21 protein-coding genes are annotated in these 17,626 nt (G+C 41.1%); 3 read left to right on the forward strand and 18 right to left on the reverse strand.

Going from position 1 to position 17,626, the window contains the following annotated elements:
* Positions 1-124 precede the first annotated feature (124 nt).
* The 14 genes from guaA to RM049_RS24810 form a co-directional block, all read right to left on the reverse strand.
* Positions 125-1,747, reverse strand: coding sequence for a glutamine-hydrolyzing GMP synthase (gene guaA, locus RM049_RS24745; RefSeq protein WP_322706042.1), 1,623 nt, complete (start codon positions 1,745-1,747; stop codon positions 125-127).
* 228 nt (positions 1,748-1,975) lie between these two features.
* Positions 1,976-3,091 carry a cobalt-precorrin-5B (C(1))-methyltransferase CbiD gene (cbiD, locus tag RM049_RS24750; RefSeq protein WP_322706043.1) on the reverse strand — a complete coding sequence of 372 codons (1,116 nt, stop codon included), beginning with the start codon at positions 3,089-3,091 and terminating at the stop codon, positions 1,976-1,978.
* Positions 3,092-3,233: 142 nt separating this feature from the next.
* The gene (locus RM049_RS24755) at positions 3,234-3,611 is read right to left on the reverse strand and encodes a clan AA aspartic protease (RefSeq protein WP_322682314.1); all 378 of its coding nucleotides are present in this window, start codon (positions 3,609-3,611) and stop codon (positions 3,234-3,236) included.
* Positions 3,608-3,880, reverse strand: a complete 273-nt coding sequence (locus tag RM049_RS24760) for a hypothetical protein (RefSeq protein ID WP_322682313.1) — start codon at positions 3,878-3,880, stop codon at positions 3,608-3,610. Before RM049_RS24760 ends, RM049_RS24755 begins: the two co-directional genes overlap by 4 nt.
* Before the next feature lie 97 nt (positions 3,881-3,977).
* Positions 3,978-4,277 (reverse strand): DUF705 domain-containing protein, encoded by a 300-nt coding sequence (locus RM049_RS24765; protein WP_322706044.1) that lies wholly within the window; start codon positions 4,275-4,277, stop codon positions 3,978-3,980.
* Positions 4,278-4,316: 39 nt separating this feature from the next.
* A complete protein-coding gene (locus tag RM049_RS24770; RefSeq protein ID WP_322706045.1) occupies positions 4,317-4,484 on the reverse strand; it encodes a hypothetical protein in 168 nt (55 codons plus the stop codon).
* Between the two features lie 24 nt (positions 4,485-4,508).
* On the reverse strand, positions 4,509-4,859 hold the full coding sequence (locus RM049_RS24775) for a DUF5615 family PIN-like protein (protein WP_322706046.1): 351 nt from the start codon (positions 4,857-4,859) through the stop codon (positions 4,509-4,511).
* On the reverse strand, positions 4,853-5,191 hold the full coding sequence (locus RM049_RS24780; RefSeq protein ID WP_322706047.1) for a DUF433 domain-containing protein: 339 nt from the start codon (positions 5,189-5,191) through the stop codon (positions 4,853-4,855). The genes RM049_RS24775 and RM049_RS24780 overlap by 7 nt, the downstream gene beginning before the upstream one ends.
* Positions 5,192-5,264: 73 nt before the next feature.
* On the reverse strand, positions 5,265-5,597 hold the full coding sequence (locus RM049_RS24785) for a DUF5615 family PIN-like protein (RefSeq protein ID WP_322706048.1): 333 nt from the start codon (positions 5,595-5,597) through the stop codon (positions 5,265-5,267).
* Positions 5,594-5,818 (reverse strand): DUF433 domain-containing protein, encoded by a 225-nt coding sequence (locus tag RM049_RS24790; RefSeq protein ID WP_292867582.1) that lies wholly within the window; start codon positions 5,816-5,818, stop codon positions 5,594-5,596. The genes RM049_RS24785 and RM049_RS24790 overlap by 4 nt, the downstream gene beginning before the upstream one ends.
* A gap of 88 nt (positions 5,819-5,906) precedes the next feature.
* On the reverse strand, positions 5,907-6,842 hold the full coding sequence (locus RM049_RS24795; protein WP_322682307.1) for a hypothetical protein: 936 nt from the start codon (positions 6,840-6,842) through the stop codon (positions 5,907-5,909).
* A gap of 91 nt (positions 6,843-6,933) precedes the next feature.
* Positions 6,934-7,230 carry a hypothetical protein gene (locus RM049_RS24800; RefSeq protein ID WP_322682306.1) on the reverse strand — a complete coding sequence of 99 codons (297 nt, stop codon included), beginning with the start codon at positions 7,228-7,230 and terminating at the stop codon, positions 6,934-6,936.
* Positions 7,231-7,264: 34 nt separating this feature from the next.
* Positions 7,265-7,861 carry a DUF3177 family protein gene (locus RM049_RS24805; protein WP_322673383.1) on the reverse strand — a complete coding sequence of 199 codons (597 nt, stop codon included), beginning with the start codon at positions 7,859-7,861 and terminating at the stop codon, positions 7,265-7,267.
* Positions 7,862-8,340: 479 nt separating this feature from the next.
* Entirely contained in the window at positions 8,341-8,586 is a 246-nt protein-coding gene (locus tag RM049_RS24810; RefSeq protein WP_322673382.1) for a Calvin cycle protein CP12, read from the reverse strand.
* A 364-nt stretch (positions 8,587-8,950) separates the two neighbouring features.
* Here RM049_RS24810 and RM049_RS24815 point away from each other — a divergent pair, with 364 nt between their 5' ends.
* Entirely contained in the window at positions 8,951-10,183 is a 1,233-nt protein-coding gene (locus RM049_RS24815; protein ID WP_322706049.1) for an FIST signal transduction protein, read from the forward strand.
* Between the two features lie 231 nt (positions 10,184-10,414).
* Here the strand turns inward: RM049_RS24815 and RM049_RS24820 are convergent, their stop codons facing one another.
* Positions 10,415-11,542, reverse strand: coding sequence for a metallophosphoesterase family protein (locus RM049_RS24820; RefSeq protein WP_322701682.1), 1,128 nt, complete (start codon positions 11,540-11,542; stop codon positions 10,415-10,417).
* Between the two features lie 397 nt (positions 11,543-11,939).
* Between RM049_RS24820 and RM049_RS24825 the strand changes: the two genes are divergently transcribed.
* Positions 11,940-12,812 (forward strand): S-methyl-5'-thioadenosine phosphorylase, encoded by an 873-nt coding sequence (locus RM049_RS24825; RefSeq protein WP_322682303.1) that lies wholly within the window; start codon positions 11,940-11,942, stop codon positions 12,810-12,812.
* 680 nt (positions 12,813-13,492) lie between these two features.
* Here the strand turns inward: RM049_RS24825 and RM049_RS24830 are convergent.
* Together RM049_RS24830 and RM049_RS24835 are read right to left on the reverse strand one after the other, a co-directional pair.
* Positions 13,493-14,083, reverse strand: coding sequence for a hypothetical protein (locus RM049_RS24830; protein WP_322706050.1), 591 nt, complete (start codon positions 14,081-14,083; stop codon positions 13,493-13,495).
* A 99-nt stretch (positions 14,084-14,182) separates the two neighbouring features.
* Positions 14,183-14,749: a DUF6658 family protein gene (locus tag RM049_RS24835; protein WP_322689126.1), complete on the reverse strand. Its 567-nt coding sequence runs from the start codon at positions 14,747-14,749 to the stop codon at positions 14,183-14,185.
* A gap of 342 nt (positions 14,750-15,091) precedes the next feature.
* Between RM049_RS24835 and RM049_RS24840 the strand changes: the two genes are divergently transcribed.
* Positions 15,092-16,012: a lysylphosphatidylglycerol synthase domain-containing protein gene (locus RM049_RS24840; protein WP_322706051.1), complete on the forward strand. Its 921-nt coding sequence runs from the start codon at positions 15,092-15,094 to the stop codon at positions 16,010-16,012.
* Positions 16,013-16,030: 18 nt separating this feature from the next.
* Here RM049_RS24840 and RM049_RS24845 read toward each other — a convergent pair whose 3' ends face one another.
* Positions 16,031-17,344, reverse strand: coding sequence for a hypothetical protein (locus tag RM049_RS24845; RefSeq protein WP_322706052.1), 1,314 nt, complete (start codon positions 17,342-17,344; stop codon positions 16,031-16,033).
* Positions 17,345-17,626 lie beyond the last annotated feature (282 nt).

A 17,626-nucleotide genomic window follows, 5' to 3' on the forward strand; every position in this document is an offset into this window, starting at 1 on the left:
TGCCGAATCTTAAAACTAGTCAGGTCGGCATTATCATTTTTAAATCAATACAGGTCAAATCAGCTCAAAACCTAGATGTAGAGACGCAATTTCTCGCATCTTTAAAGACCAACTCAAAGCTTGATTACTCCCATTCAATAGTTCCAGGTGGCTTAGAGGTGATGTCATAAACCACGCGATTCACCCCTTTTACCTCATTCACAATTCGAGTAGAAATCACTTCCAAGACATCATAAGGCACTCTTGCCCAATCAGCAGTCATGCCATCTTCACTGGTAACAATCCGCAAAACAATGGGATAAGCGTAAGTACGTTGATCTCCCATAACGCCAACACTACGAATTGGCAGCAATACAGCAAATGCTTGCCAGAAATCATGATACATACCGCGTTGGTTAATTTCTTGCCGCACAATCAAATCAGCATCGCGCAAAATATTTAACCGCTCAGATGTAACTTCCCCCAGAATCCGAATTGCTAAACCAGGCCCAGGAAAAGGTTGTCGTTGAACAATTTCTTCTGGTAAACCAATGGAACGCCCAAGTTTGCGGACTTCATCTTTAAATAGTTTCCGCAGTGGTTCCACCAATTTAAATCTTAGGTCTTTGGGCAAACCGCCAACATTGTGATGACTCTTAATTTTCACCGCTACCCGCTCACCAGTTTGCGGATCGACGTTGGTGTCCGCAGATTCAATCACATCTGGATAAAGAGTTCCTTGAGCTAGATAGTCAAAGTGACCAAGGCGCTTGGATGTTTCCTCAAATACACTGATAAATTCGTGTCCGATGCGGCGGCGTTTTTCTTCAGGATCTGTGATTCCGGCAACTTTAGCCAAAAAGCGATCGCGGGCATTAACATATTCAACAGGAATGTGAAACTGTTCTTGAAACAGCTTTACCAATCGCTCTGGCTCATATTTTCGCATAAAGCCTTGATCGATAAACACGCAAGTCAGTTGCTCGCCAATCGCTTTGTATAGCAAGAAAGCTAGGGTAGAAGAATCCACTCCACCAGACAGCGCCAATAGTACCCGTTTTTCACCAACTCTGGCGCGAATTTCTCGAATTGCTTCTTCGACAAAAGCAGCTGTTGTCCAAGTGGGTTCGCAATCGCAGATATGGTAGACAAAATTACGGATTAATGCTATACCACCAACAGAATGCACCACCTCTGGATGGAACTGAACGCCGTAAAGTTTCTTTTCGTGATCGGCGATCGCAGCACAGGGAGTATTTTCTGTATGTGCTAGCAATTCAAACCCTGATGGCATTTGGATAACTGAGTCTCCATGACTCATCCACATAGTAGTGCCATCTTCAACATTAGTAAGCAAATCTGTGGGATCGTCAATATATAATGAGGCTTTGCCGTATTCACCTCGATCGGCCTTTGCCACTTCCCCACCAAGTTGGTTTACCATCAACTGCATCCCATAGCAAACACCCAAAATGGGTATTCCCAAATTCCAAATTTCTGGGTCACAATGGGGAGCGTTATCACCATAAACTGAACTTGGCCCACCTGAGAGAATTATTCCCTTGGGATTAAGTTGGCGCAAATGTTCAGAAGTAGTGCGATAGGATAAGACTTCCGAGTATACTTGAGTTTCGCGGATGCGACGGGCAATCAACTCAGAATATTGAGAGCCAAAATCCAAAATTACAATCAATTGGCGATCGAGCCGCCCAAAAGTTTCCAATGTTTGGGGCGCTTGTTCTGTTGGTAGAGTCACCGCTGTATTCATGACGGGAGTGTTATATCTGTTAAGGATAAATAAATGCTTTGTGGTTTATGGTGATGCTATTATCCAGCCTGGATAGGCTGATAATGGTATAGAAAGCCTTGACAAACGCTAGTTTACGTGCATTTGTCAAACCCCGGAGTTGGAGATGGTATTAAAACGATAAATCTACCCTAGAGTGGTTACTTAAAGGATTATTTTTTTGGATTGTTTACGATTATTCATAATAAATTAACATAATTTTCCCATCAACAGACCAGCAGTTTTACTCTTCACGATAATTTTGCGATCGCGATCGAAGAGAATAGAGCCACAGACTGTTACTTTTTTGCCGCTTTCGCTATGGCTTTGAATGTATTCTTGAGAACGAACATCGATAGTTTCGGCGATCGCACTGTAAACTTTATTTACCCAATCACTACCAGTTGCAGCATCTAGGGATTTTAGGTATGTTAGTGCAGCTTCAGCAGTTGCACTATTAAATACAGCTTGGATATCAGGTGATTTTAAACCTGCGATCGCACAGTGCGCTGACAAAATTTCTCGCCGTCCATCAGCCAAGTAATGATGGGTATGAAAAATCCCGCCAGCCAGCTTCATCAGCTTACCGTGATAGCCAAATAATAAGATTTCTTTTACACCCAGCACATCAGCTTCTACTAACATTGGGCCAAGCCAGTTAGCAGTTTTGACTAATTGTTCGGGATTAATCCCTAGTTTCCGCGCCAAATCTAGGCCATTCTCCCCGATACAGAATACTAAAGTTTCAAAACGACTGGCTTTATTTTGTAATTCCGCTCGAAAAACGGCAAGCTGATCTGGTGTACTTAAGGGTTGAGAAATACCAGTTGTGCCTAAAAGCGAAAGTCCTTCAACCACACCAAAAGCAGAATTTGAAGTACGAACAGCAAGCGATCGCCCTTCGGGTAAAATAATCGTCACCGTGATTTTTTCCCCCGGTGCTAGTATCCGTTGCAAATTCTCTTGCAACAGCTTTTGAGCATAGGCATAAATAGCCGGCTTGTCATCAGCGTTTAATTGCCTACCAATACCTTCTCCACCTTTAATAATTACTGCATCATCACCCTGTTCGCGCCATTCCACCAGCGCCCAAATCGGTGTATCTTTAGTCAAATCGAGATTATCACCAGGATCGCTGCGAGCGATCGCTAAAGCTGTATTCTCAGACAGTCCTGCTACCTGTTCAATGGGGATTTCTGCGATTTGAGCGGGTTCAATCAAATCTACAGAGGCAAAAGTTAGGGATTTGCGATCGTGTAACCAGTGTAAAGCTGCAATAGCAGCAGCGCAGGCAAAGACGGGAAGTGTGTATCCAGAACGGGACATTTTTTAAATTTAAAAATAAAAATAATTCTTCAAAAATAAAGACAGTTTCAGATGGCAATTGAGACATCAGTTGTAGCTTACTTCCTTTAGGGTAAAGTTCCCTCTTTACCTCCCTCAATACGGTCGGCGTGCAATGGGCAATTTAGACCGTGTTTACTTTGCTGAGTTCGACGCGACCGCCTTCAAATACTTGCACCATTAGCTGATAACCCTCCATCAGGGACATCCCGACGAGTGGTTCTGAATCAGCCTCATCGACCGGGATTGTCAGAATATCTTCATCCCAAACTAAAACTGCTTCATAGACATTGAAAACGCATTCACTCCCATCTCCAAGAATGGCTCGTCCTCGCCTCTTCCATCTCAGATTCAACTGAGCAATCAAATCTGGAGGCAGTGAAAGCCAACCGTTAAAGCCTGTGTCCACAATCGCATCTTGTGTGTAAATTTTGCCATCGGAACCACAAACTGAAAGTGAAATAATCGGTTCAAAATCCGCGTTAACGATTCCGGCGATCATACGGCTTTTTTCACGCGTCCGCCGAATCGACGAACATGGCGAGAACCAATGCGGACAATCCAGATTTGAGCGTCTGGGTGACGGGCTTCGAGGCGATCGCAAGCAGCTATTTCACTAGCATCTACTTCAAAAGCTCCGGTTTCGATGTCAATCGCCACAATCTTGCCATGATTATCTGCTTCAACCTGTGAGCGCACCTGAGATTCATAAATCTCATCGCCACGTCGAGCGAATTCTTCTTTGCCGTAGCAGGGTTGGCGAACTGTCATAGAAATAGCCTCGTGTTCACGCCTCTAATTTTTCTATTTTAGGCTGTCAACCATCTTATCAAACTGGGCGATCGCTCTATCACAGTCGTCCAGAATCCTACTCACTGAGCAAACTGTTAGCCTGCAATGGATACACATGGCGTAAGCTTCGCCAAGCCGGAAATGGTTGATCGTCAATCATTGCTTCTGGCTTTGGGAGATAACCAGCGAAGCAATCCTCTAGTCCAAACTCCTTTGCTGAAGCACGAGCATAATCACTGCCTCCACTGCTCCAGCAGTACAGTACTGCTCCTTGCGCCTTTAACTGTAGAACTACTTCAATAACGCTGGGTATTGGAATTCGTTTCGTTCCAACCGATCGAACAAGAGTGTCATCAACATCAACAAAAATTACCACAGTTGAGTTTTCCGTGCTAAAGCTTGATTCTACTTAAATTTAATCGCCTAATCGAAGAATAATTATAACTGACCAATTCGGCATGATATCCAGAAAGAATAATAATGCTCCCAGTGCGATCGGTTCTTCAAAATTAAAGACAGTTTCAAATAGCTTGCTTTGTTCAAGATAACGGCTAAGATGATCGGCAGCAGATATTCTTTGCATCCACACCAACGGCTTTTGGCTGCTTTACCAGGGTAGATACTGAACTTGACCTTCTAGTTCTCCCTCTTGGCTACACTCTACAAGTACAAGAATATCTTCAATGACTCGCCCGAGCGGTGCATCTAGGCTGACTTCGATAACTCCCGGCATCGTCTGACTTTGCCTAACTCGATCGTATGCATAGCGAGTAATTGTAGAAACGTCATGGGTAAGCAGAATACGTCTTTCTTGGGCTGCCCAATCTAGGATAGTTGGATCATCTTTGCCTGATAACCCAACGTCTTGTACACGAACGATGTCGATTTTCGGGCTACGGCGGAATAATCCTCTAACAACTGTATTATCGAAATTTTCATCAGCAAGGAATTTTAACATGCTTCCTGTGCTGCTTTGCGGGCAAGCAAGCGATCGCGTAAGCCTTGTGGGTCAAAATTCGCTTGATTTATTGCCCGAATCTCTTGTGATTGCTGCTGTCGCTGTTGCAAGTAGGCTTCTACTTCCGGTTGATGATTGAGGTAGAAGGCGATCGTAGCGTAAACGTCAGCCAAATTTAGCGACGGATAGCGATAAACAATTTCCTCTGCTGTTGCGCCTTGCTTAAAGACAGCAACCACAGTGTCCAATGTAACACGGGTTTTACTGACAATAACTACCCCATCCTCATTCGATTTTAGAGGAGCAACTTCAGGCATAATTGATAGTGTCATGAACGTCTTGCAATTCCATAAATTAATCAAAATAGCTGATTTCGATGTAGACGGCTTCGCTCATATTTTCAACCTACGCTAACACCAAAATGCTTTCTACTTCGCTATCTCCAAACTGGCTGATTATACCAAAGTTATCTCGCAGGATTTGGACAACTTTAGAAGTTGGGCTGTTGCCAATACGGAGATAAATAAATTTAGGTGGATGACCATATAGAAGACTGCGCTGATGAAAATCAGAATCTTTGGAAGCAATTACAAAATCGTGTACTTTAGCGTACTCCCAGATAACCACATCGTCTGTGTTGATTAACCCTAAAGTTTTAACGTGTACTGAATCAGGATACAAATCTACAATCCGTGAAATAATTCGAGCAGACAAATTTTCGTCTAGAAGCAGTTTCACAGGGATACCACAAATAACTTCTTCTCACGATCAGCAGCAAAAGCTAGACACGCTTTAATGTCTTCGGAAGTTAATTCCGAAAAATCCTCTAGGATTTCTGCTTCAGTCATTCCACCAGCAAGATATTCCAAAATATCATAAACAGTGATTCGCATTCCCCGGATACAGGGTTTACCACTGCGTTTTCCAGGTTCGATCGTAATAATGTCGTGATAATTCATAAAAAAGTACATAACCTTTCTTTGGCTTTCACAGATCACTCTTGGTCCGTCGGCTCCAACGCAGTATTAGTCTGCTGAAAGAACATCGTTAAACTGCCCATACAAATACCCGATACACTAATCCATTACTGAGAATATATAGCGAACCTCCTCTGCCTACAACACTTTCCGCAATAATTGTTTGTCCTGCCTCATCTGTAAACTTGAGTTGTTTGAGTAGTTTGACCTTGCCATTGTTGTTCAGAGAAAACAAATCATACGTATCTCGATCGCTATATCCTCCACGAAATAAGGCTCGATTACCAGAAACAGCAAAACCATCACTGCCCGAAATAGGCATATTCCACACTGACTGAATTTTATTATGATGTAAATGAACGAGTGGAAATTCTGTGTAATAGTACAACCAGACATCTGTATCAGATTCCACATTTAATGCATAACAATCACAAATGGAATCTAAGCCATCCGTTGGCTGAAAATCGTATATTTTATTTCCCGTTGAATCCCATGCAACAAGCCCAGACGATCCAATTGGCTCATCCCAACCAAAATTCCCGAAAACTCCTTCATCAAAAAAACTAGTCCAAATGGTTCCGTTTGAAGTTGCTTGAACAGATTGGATGCCATCGCCAAGCAGGATTTCTCGACTAAATTTTCCACCAAGGCTATAAATACGACCGTTTCTTTCAAAATCATTCGGACTTTTGTAATGAGAACGGGCACATACAAGCAGTATCTCTTTTGCAGGAAGAGGTTGAATATCGTGAATGTTAAATTGTTCTTCTGCAATATCGATGTCGAGTGTTAGCCTATCTTCTTGAAAGGCAATTATGCGGTAACGCTGCGGAGTATCTGGAGTCGTTTTTGCAAAGCTTGCCCATCCTGGCTGTTCAGTCCGGTAATCGAGTGGTTTAACAGCAAGCACGACATAGACCATTTCATCGAAACCAACATTGAATGCAACAATGTTTCCGTCGGTTACAACGGAATTCAATTCAGCAATAGGTGATAGCGGAAGCATTTTTTGCAACTGGCGATGGTCACTGAACTAAAATAATGACAGAATTGAGTAAGTCTTTCGGCAAAATTAAGAATTACGAATTAGTAATTAGTCAAACATCTACTTCTGATAATAGAGCTTCCATCGCTTCCCAAGAAATTCCTTGTTGAATATAACGGGGTGCTTCAGGATTGTAAGGACTGGCTACTCGGTCAATATTGAGGATGTTTGCCCCATCTGGTAGGACTGGTACATCTGCATCAAATGCTGTAGGGCGCATCAAAGAACTGGAAAAGCCTTTGAAAATAGCAATTGTATCTTGCTCATCGGCAATTTCCACCGTTACAATTAGGACTTCTTGAGGGCGTTTAGCGGTGTATTGTTCCAGTCGCTTACCAATGGAATTCATGTTTTTAAGAGTAGGTTAAGTGGCACAGCGATAGTTACTGTGGTGTGGCTGAACGTCCCTGTTTGCCCAGCTTAATCAGAACAAAATAGCTCAAGTAAAGCACATAAATTACTAAACTAGTTATGCCAAGAAAACCTAAAAACTCAGCCTTGCTGTTAGCATGAAAATATTCTTTGAATAGTAACGGAGCCTCAAACCAGACACGACAATAGGGAGTCTTCAGCATATTGCCAGAAAAAGCACAACCCAAAAAAGGTATAAATGCTAATGCGCCCAAAAAGCAATAAACAGTTGTCGCCCAGCGCCAAGAAGTAAAAATCAATTTCAAAGAACCACTGGTTTGATACTCAATTTCATCGTTGATATCCACCCAAAACCACAGCGATATCGGGATCAAAATCTGAGCTATTAACCCAGAGATAAAGCTAACTGGATACTGGGCAATCATTAAGTAAACCGTGATTGCCACCAAGCTTGATACTCGCCAGTATATAGCCAATAAGCGTTGTATGCCTTCTGCTTTTTGTACAAATGCCCAAATCAGCAGAATTAGCGGAATAATTACCAAGAATAATACTGCCAGTCGGTAATCAATCCAGACGAAAGGTCGAAACCAAATATCATAGTCCATATTTTTTCTCAAACAATAGATAAAAAGAAGTCAGGAGTATGAATAAATTAAGTGCGATTTTATACCACTACCTGAATGTAGACTGCTAAATAAGGCAGGGGTATTAAACCCTTTTATTCAGGAGTCAGTCGGACTCCAATTCATCCTGAATTCTTCTTGATAATAGTTTATTGAATCTCGTATGACTAGAAGTCACGAGTATTACAAAAAATTTATAGGGGCGTACATCTGTACGCCCCTAGTGCCAATTAATTGGTTGTTTAATTTATGAAAATCGCAACTTATCCCTTTGGAAGAAGCCTATTGATTCAAAGAAGGAATTTATTTTTTGTTTCCGCGACTAAAATCCGTAGCTCCAAATAAAACGCTTGCGAGTGGAGGACATTGGTGAGTTTCCACGTCCTCTACTCTGGGCGTCTTCTTTAGTCAATGCTGGTTGTTTGCTAACCAAGCAACATAAAATCCAGTTACCTCAATTTCTAGTCGTCGTAAACGCGGCATTCAATGGCATCTGGGTTGTCATCACAATACTGTTCTAGAGAATTTTTTGGCTTGCTTTGGCGCTTGTGGGAAGCTTCGGCTTGTAATTCTTCTACTGCATCCCAAGCAGCAGCACACTCTGGTGAGTTGCTACCGTTAATATCACAGACAGTACGCGCTTGTTCCACTTCTTGTTGGATTTGCTCTTGGATGTCGCTTTTTGCTGTTTCTTGGATGTTGGTCATTGCTTTAGTCTCGTTATGTGTTGTTAATACTAGTATAGAAAATGGCAGTTTTTCGCTTGATTAATAACCATTCTAACCATTTAGCCGATGGTAAGTTAGTTTTTTAGCCATTGATTTATAACCAATACAGCAAGCTACTCTATCTATAATGCATTTATCTTTATTTTTTAAGATTTTGTGGAATTAGTAGCATAGATAAATAATCATACAATATATTTAGATGCCTATATTAGGGAATGACAACTCTAGCTTCTTGGGATGGAGGAGACAAAGGGCTGGCATCAATATCTTGTAAGATGCAATTCTTCCCAAAATAAAAAGTCAAAATCTACTAGCCTAAAATAGAGAAAGAAGCTCAAAATTCATGGCAGACCAAATGCAGTGGGCAAATGCCCTATCAACCCGTCATTCTCTGGAAGCCGCTGTTACAGATGTGGTGGAACGAGCTGTTTCATCGTTAACAGCACCTGCGGATTTAGGACTGGTATTCATTTCGTCTGCTTTTACGAGTGAGTATTCCCGACTGTTACCCTTGTTAGCTGAGAAACTTTCTGTGCCTGTGCTAATTGGCTGTAGTGGTGGTGGTGTAATTGGGACGACAGTTAGCGGAGAAACCCAAGAATTAGAAGCTGAACCAGCTATTAGCTTGACTTTAGCACACCTTCCAGGGGTGAAGATTCAAGTTTTTCATGTTGTTGCTGAAGAATTACCTGATTTAGATAGTTCTCCAGATGCTTGGGTTGATTTGATCGGTGTACCACCATCACCGACACCGCAGTTCATCTTGCTGTCTAGTTCTTTCGCCTCTGGAATCAATGATTTGTTGCAGGGGCTGGATTTTGCTTATCCAGGATCGACGATCGTCGGGGGACAGGCTAGTGGTGGAGGTATGGGTGGTCGTGTTGCCCTTTTTTGTAACGATACTAACGGTGAGGAACAGCAAAACTTGTATCGTGAGGGCACTGTTGGTATAGCTTTGACTGGCAATATTGTTTTGGAAACGATTGTCGCCCAAGGATGCCGACCGATTGGCAAGCCATTGCAAGTTACAAAAGCCGATCGCAATATCATTCTAGAGTTAGATGAGCAAGTGCCTCTAGTGGTGTTGCGAGATTTGATTGCTAGTCTCAGCGAACAAGAACGGATTTTAGCACAGCATTCTCTGTTTGTTGGTGTGGCAATGGATGAATTTAAGCTGACTTTGCAGCAAGGAGACTTTTTAATACGTGGTATTCTTGGGGTCGATCCAAATGCTGGGGCGATCGCAATTGGCGATCGCGTTCGTCCTGGTCAAAGGCTGCAATTCCATCTACGCGATGCCCAAGCCTCTGCTGAAGACCTCGAATTACTCCTCCAAAGTTATCAACATCAACGAGAATCTGAACCCTCGGCTGTAGCTGCTTTGATGTTTTCTTGTCTGGGACGAGGTGAAGGACTCTATGGTAAACCTAACTTCGATTCTGAATTATTTCAGCGCTACCTTAACGATATTCCTATAGGTGGCTTTTTCTGTGGCGGTGAAATCGGCCCTGTTGGTGGCAGAACCTTTTTACACGCCTACACCTCAGCATTTGGAATTTGTCGCCAAAATCAGTAATGAGTTTGTCGTTTGTCATTTGTCATTGGGCGTTGGTTATTAATTATTCCCTTCTACCTTGCGTCAGCCCTAATAATTATGTGTTCAACCGGACTTGATATAACTCCTCACTCCTAATTCGGCAATTTGAGATTTTGGCCGCACCTTTGGTATGCTGACAGTGCAATGCCGGATTTTGGATTGCCTTTCTTTGTAAAAATCTAAAATCTAAAATCCAAAATTGAATGACTTCTAACTCTTATTCAGTACAAGTGTGCTGTTATTATCAATCATCGTCAAATTTTCAGCAGTGGCTATGCCTGGATGGGGTTGTAATGCACTATATGTCTGAATGTAGCGCCGCACTTCTGGGGGAAAATGAGGGTAATCTAACACCGCATCCCCATCGGCAATAGTTGCCCAGAAGTCGCGCAAACCAGGAGCTAATTCTTTTGCTTGTGATAATGGTAAGTTTAATGGAGAGTGAGTTAGTAGCTTAATTAGAAAAGGGAAAGAGCGATCGCCCATCCACTGCCTTGATAACTGTTGCAAGTTAGGGAACTCAGGCACTGACTCTACGCGATGGGATAAAATCTGCAACGATTCTTTACCTTGGTTATCCCGATGAAACTCTAACACTCGATAAGGGTGAGGATAGCTAACTAAAGAACCAGTGGTAATATCATATACCCCATCTGAGTAAGCAATGTCCTGAACGTGCAAATGCCCTGTAAATACTAACTTGACTCCGTAGCGCCTCAACAGCTGCAATAGTTCTGTTGAATTGGACAACATATAGCGATTTGCCAGTGGATGGTTCGATTGATTGGGCAGATGTTCCACTACATTATGATGCACCATCACCAAAACTAAGTCATCACCAGATGCCGCTAGCACTTCTTCTAACCACCGTAGCTGTTTGGCATCCAAACACCCCACTTGCTCTCCCCGGTCGTTAAAGGAGTTAGAATTTAGTCCAATCAGCTTAACTCCAGGCAATAACTGACGAATGTAGTAAATCTGCTGCGGATCTTCGTAGCCAAACTTTGTGTAATAGTAGGGAAAATCTGCAAAAGCAATCGATTGCCGATCGGCCAACAGCACAGGAACGTCATGATTACCAGGAACAACATAGACGGGAAAAGGTAGCTGGGCTAAACATTGTTGTAACCAGGCGTGGTTTTCTGGTTCGCCGTGCTGGGTTAAATCTCCTGGCAACAACAAGAAATCTAAATCGAGTTGTGTTAAATGTTCTAGTACACTTTTAAATGCTGAGATACTTACTTCCACCAGATGAAATCGGCTGGGATGATCCCAGATTGTGTGAGGAAGTGCCAGGTGTAAGTCGCTGACTACCGCAAAGCGAAAATTGAGACTCATTGATTTATGAAAATGTTAAAAGCAGGGGTTAAAATAAGCCTTTTCCCAAAAGTATAACGCTTGCTTTGTTTCCCTGCGTAGAAGTGCGTATATTTAATATTTATATACATTAAATATTGATTACACACTATGGTTACGATTAACTTAAGGGCTAATGATAACCATTAATCTCCAAAAATTATCAGAAATTTGATTGCTCAAAATTATTAATTAACCCTCGAATAACTGGGTGATGATTTCTATCTGCACCTAAACAAACAATTAATGGGTAATAATTCAATAGTGTTAGCGGCACGAAATGCGATCGCATAGCTCATTGTAGACATCGCTTTGTTTTCTGCTACTCCCCTTTTCGATAAAATAACTGAGCAGATCGGTAAAGAACAGGTTCAGAATCATGGCTCAAGCTAGTATTGGGATTATAGGTGGTAGCGGTCTTTACAAAATGGATGCGCTCAAAGATATCGAAGAAGTGCGAGTCGAGACTCCTTTTGGTTCACCATCTGATGCTTTGATTCTAGGGACTTTGGATGGTACACGGGTAGCCTTTTTAGCGCGTCATGGCCGCAATCACACGCTTTTACCCTCTGAATTACCGTTTCGCGCTAATATCTATGCAATGAAGCAATTGGGTGTGAAATATTTAATTTCAGCTAGTGCTGTGGGTTCCTTGAAGTCAGAGGCAAAACCACTGGATATGGTGGTGCCAGATCAGTTTATCGACAGGACAAAAAATCGGATTTCAACGTTTTTTGGTGAGGGAATTGTAGCTCACATTGCCTTTGGCGATCCGATTTGTCAGAATTTGGCAACTGTGTTGGCAGATGCGATCGCATCTCTCAATTTACCAGAAGTTACTCTCCATCGCGGTGGCACTTATGTATGCATGGAAGGGCCAGCTTTTTCTACTAAGGCAGAATCGAATCTTTACCGCAGCTGGGGTGCAACAATCATTGGGATGACGAATTTACCAGAGGCGAAGTTGGCAAGGGAAGCGGAAATTGCTTATGCAACCTTAGCGCTGGTGACAGATTACGATTGTTGGCATCCAGACCATGACAATGTGACAGTGGAGATGGTGATTGGCAATTTGCTGCGGAATGCTGTAAATGCTCAAAAGGTGATTCAAGAAACTGTGCGGCGCTTGAGTGAAAATCCACCCCCGAGTGAGGCGCATTCGGCGTTGCAATATGCAATTTTGACTCAATTGGATAAAGCACCACCAGCGACAAAGGAAAAGTTAGGGTTATTGTTGCAGAAGTATTTGTAGTATTGCTGATGAATGAGCGATGTTTATGACGGGCTACGCTTACGCAGTTTCTTAATACAGTTTTGCGTAAAAGCGTAGCGTTTTTAATGCAAGCGGACGCATTAACAAGGCGGCCACCGCATTAACAATGCAAGCCAACGCATTAACAAGGCGGCCACCGCATTAACAATGCAGGGTATTGCCTTTCATTAATTCGCTAGGAATTAATGAAATGCTGTATTTAGATTAAAACAAGAGCGATCGCTACGAAGAGCTATTCGGTGAGGTAACATCATCATGAAATTATAGAGGCGATCGTTCATTACTAAAATCTAATCAAAAGACCTCTCCCTGGTTTTACTACGCAAAACCGTCCCTCTCCGACTCGGAGAGGGACAGACTTGAACTTTAGTTCAAGGCAGGGAGAGGTTCATCGAACTCACGCGATCTTAAATCCTGTCCACATAAAACTAAAATAAAGCCTGCATAAGCGGGCTTTATTTTAGTAACCCCAGACTTTAATCTGTAGGCGCTTTTATATTTTTACAAGAGATTCAATGACTAAGCTGTTACGCATTTAAGTTGTATATTAAAGGAGCGATCCTTGTCATTAGTTATTTGTTTTCAAATGACAGATGACCAATTGACTTAGGACAGTCTTAACGTCAAAATGTACAATTTAGAAGCGCATCAGCTTAATTTCAATCGACTGTGTTCTTAACTGCTTTGCCTGCATCTTCAGCTGTGCGCTTAACATTTTTACCAGCATCCTCAGCTCCACGCTGAACATTTGTCGTCACGTCTTCAGCAGCATTCTGGGTATTACCCTTGATATTTTCAATTCCTCGCTGAGTTCCCTTAACAAGACCTTTGCCAAGTTCTTCAGCTGAACTACCTATATCTTCACCCAGGTTCTTAACTCTTCCACCAAGAGATGTCCCTTGTTTGTAATTTTCACCATATTGCTCTGGGCTGTCAATTCCCTTCCGATCGATATTCTTTTGAGCATTTTTTACTAGGGCCTTAGCTCTGTCATTAGCTGCCTTTTCATCTTGCGCTCTGGGATCTACATCACTAAAGTTATTCATTCCACCGGTGGGAGAATTCAGAGGATAATCTTTAGTGGCATCGTATCGTTCAATATTAGGTGCTTGAGCACCAGGTTGTGGTGGCTGTGTTGCTATTCCTGGAGCACCACAAGCCTGTGCCATAAATAGAAAGATTCCTGCTAAAAAAACAGTTACAACTTTCAAGGGACGAATATTTTTCAGCCAATTCATTGCTTTTCTCATACTTCTAAGTCCTTGCATTTTTGTGACTAAGTTAAACTTCAACCAAGATGGCATTTGGAATTAATTTTACATCCAAAGCATTCAGAAAAAACAAGATTTTTATCTGTTTACTGCTGGATTGGGTTGTAATTCAGGTCTTGCTTTAGCTTCATCTGCCTTGTTATTCAAAAAGCCGGAAGCTTCTTCAACAGCTTCTTTTACAGTCTCAAGCCGATCTTTAACCCGCTCTCCTACATTTGATTCATTCTGAATCAAACCGCCGGGTTCAGGCTGGCGGAAGTCTTTATCTGTAATCAATGGCAGTTCTGCTTCTTTCTGGATTCGACCTGCTGGTGTCTCGCCACCAGGATAAAGGATCTCAGATTCTGTATTTGTAGCAATCAACAATTGCGAACTTGGTTGTAAGCTAGCTTGGTCACGTCCCTGATTGGCTTTTGGGTTTGCTATTTTCGGATCGGTAGACATTCTATAGTTGCTATACTTGTCTCCACCATTCTTATAAGGGTTGTTTGCTCCACCGGCTTGTACAGCAGGATTTTGTGGATTTGCACCTTGAGCATTTGCCCCACTACAAGCAGTGCTAACTATCAACAATAGTCCAGCTAAAAAGATAGTTAATATCTGGCGCAATCTTATTTGTTTCAAGAATACTCTCACTGCGTTCACTTAGTCCTCCTTACCAAAATATTAATAAACTAAGAATTTGCTGAATCATTGGATTGGTCAGCAAGTTATTGTGCTTGTTTTGGTTCGCTCACTTTTGATAACCTGTATTCAGCATATGAATAATAAAATGCTCTTTACCTCTAGCGCAGGCTACATTTTAAGGAGTACAAAAATAATATTTTTATCTAACTCTAGAGAGATATAAAATAAAGTAATATACTTTTCGTAAAAAGAACTACATGAAGCTGTCTGATACTTCAAAATATTTGGATATATAGCTGATACACCATAAAACTTAAGGTATTCAGCCCTTGTTGCTCTCAACGTTAAATGACTAAATTCATGAAGCAATTTTTACGCTGGATAATTTTGGGAGGAACGCTGTTTTTTTTAGGGAAAGCTCTGAAGGACAATTGGATTGAGGTAACTGCTATCCGCATTGATGATGTAGGATGGGCAATTATGGCGATCGCAACAGGGGTAACTTTACTAGCTCATACTTGGGCAGGCTGGATCTGGACTTGGATTCTGCAAGAGTTAAATCAACCTGTATCATCTCCCCAATTCATCCAAGTTTACCTAAAAACGAACATAGCTAAGTATTTACCAGGTAATATCTGGCATCACTACGGGCGAATTGTCGCCGCCAAAAATGCCAATATTCCTACAGGTGCAGCCACCTTAAGCGTTTTGCTAGAACCGCTACTCATGCTAGCGGCTGCTTTAATCATCATTGTCTTATGTAGTAGCCAATTTGCAGCAGCTAATACTACCCTTGTTATCCAAATACTACAATTTCTGAGTTTAGCTGTAGTCCTTAGTGCGATTCATCCGTGGTTTTTGAACCCCGTTATTCGTTTTTTGTATAAATTAAAAGCAAAAAAGTCTGCTGCTACAACTCAATCAACTGTTCCCTTCAGTCTTAAAAACTACCCTTTGCGCCCTTTGTTAGGAGAAGTGGGCTTTATGGGACTACGCGCCACTGGGTTTATACTAACTATGTTCGCCTTGGGTTCGTTGAATGCGAATCAAATTCCTTTGTTATTCGGGGCTTTTAGTTGCGCTTGGTTGTTGGGGTTTGTTATACCTGGTGCGCCTGGTGGGTTAGGTGTGTTTGAAGCGACTGCGTATGAACTTTTACGACACCACTTTCCATCTGCTTTAGTATTTAGTGCGATCGCTCTATATCGCCTCATCAGTATTTTAGCTGAAACTGCGGGTGCTGCCTTAGCTTGGTTAGATGAACGCCTTGCGAAATCCTGAATCAGGCAAAACTCATTTTTATCTATCTACTTTCATCTGTGAAAACACACGATAACTATCCAGATTTAATTGCTGATTACTGCTTTGTTCTTCTTTCATCTTAATCAAGTTATATTCTACATTTTCTGCATAAATTGCGAACGTGATATTAAAAATCTCGATAAAATTTATTACCCCTTTGCATTCCTCTTCGGAATAGTTTTCGTAAAAACGAATCAAATGAGCAATCCGGGTTTCTAAATGTCTCCGAGAATTTTTACAAATCAAAATAATCTTTAATAATATAATTACTAGGGTTAGAGCATGACCTTGACCAATTAATAAAATAAATAATTGCGAAGGTTCTTTAGAATTTTCTGTTGTAAAGTAATCAATCACTCGATTACAGGTTCTCAAGAACAATTCTTTAGTGATAATTTCTTGATTATAATTTGTCTTCCATAACGATAAACTATGTGCAAACTGCCGCCGCCAAGTTTCGACTGATTCTTGATTTTCTACAGGAAAAAATAGGTATTTTTCTAGGCTTTTTTTAAATTCTTTCAGAGTTTGATTTTCCGTTTGCTTGATAAAAATATGGGCGATATTATCATGGCTAAATACGCCTTTTTTTAAGACAATTGCTTTTATTAAGCGCAGAGCTTGATCTCCCAAAATACTGGGATTTTTATAGCGTGTTGTGCTTGAGACAGCAGATTGAGAACGAGCAATATACATTGCTAGTTCAAACTTAAATTTGTCTTTAATCTGTTTAGAAAGCCTTCTAGCAGCTTCTTGTTGCTCTTTAGGGTTCTTATTATTAACAGATTGATCGATCAATAAATAGGAAGTGTAGCGATTAGCCCAATGACCTTTAGATGATTCTTCATATTTAGTAGCAAATAATTTCAGCTCCTTGTAATCTTTGCTGTTAGCAAACTTCTCTAACCAGATTTTACAAGTTTTTACTACTGGAGGATTATTGTCTTGGATTTTCAGATTTTCATGAACAAATAAATTAACTAAGTCTTGGATATATTTGTCTTTTCGGTTAGTTTTCCAATTATTAACTATGATGTAGCAACACCGCTTAAGTGTATTGTATAATTCTTCCTCGTTATCATCTAAAAAAACACTATATATTCCAGGTATATAATCGGAATCTTCGCAATCAAGACCGTCTATAAATAAATTTTTTAATTCTCGTAAAACATCTTCTGGTGGCAATTTATTGACAATTCCCATAAAGAAGCTATAAACCTCTTCTTGGGCAGTTTGCACATCTAATTGTCTAGAGTTAGACGTAACACAATGGGAATTTTCCTGACTAATTGATAAACGATTAGCGGTCATTTCAGTTATCAGGACAAAAAGACTTCCTGTTCATATTATTACCAGCTTAACCTTGGCGAACAGGAGCATCAATCTATTCTTCAGAAATTCAGTCATCTTTTTACATAAATTTGATTAACTAGGGCTATAAATAAAGTATTAAAGATAAATTGTTTAATTCTTCATCAAATGGTTCAGTAAAATTACTTATTTATCGCTAGAAAAGATCACACATAAATACATGTATATGGGCGAGTTTATCTATAAATTTAGATATAATCCGCCCATATGTACAGTGACTAA

This window comes from Nostoc sp. DedQUE04 (assembly GCF_034530995.1).
GTDB lineage: Bacteria > Cyanobacteriota > Cyanobacteriia > Cyanobacteriales > Nostocaceae > Nostoc.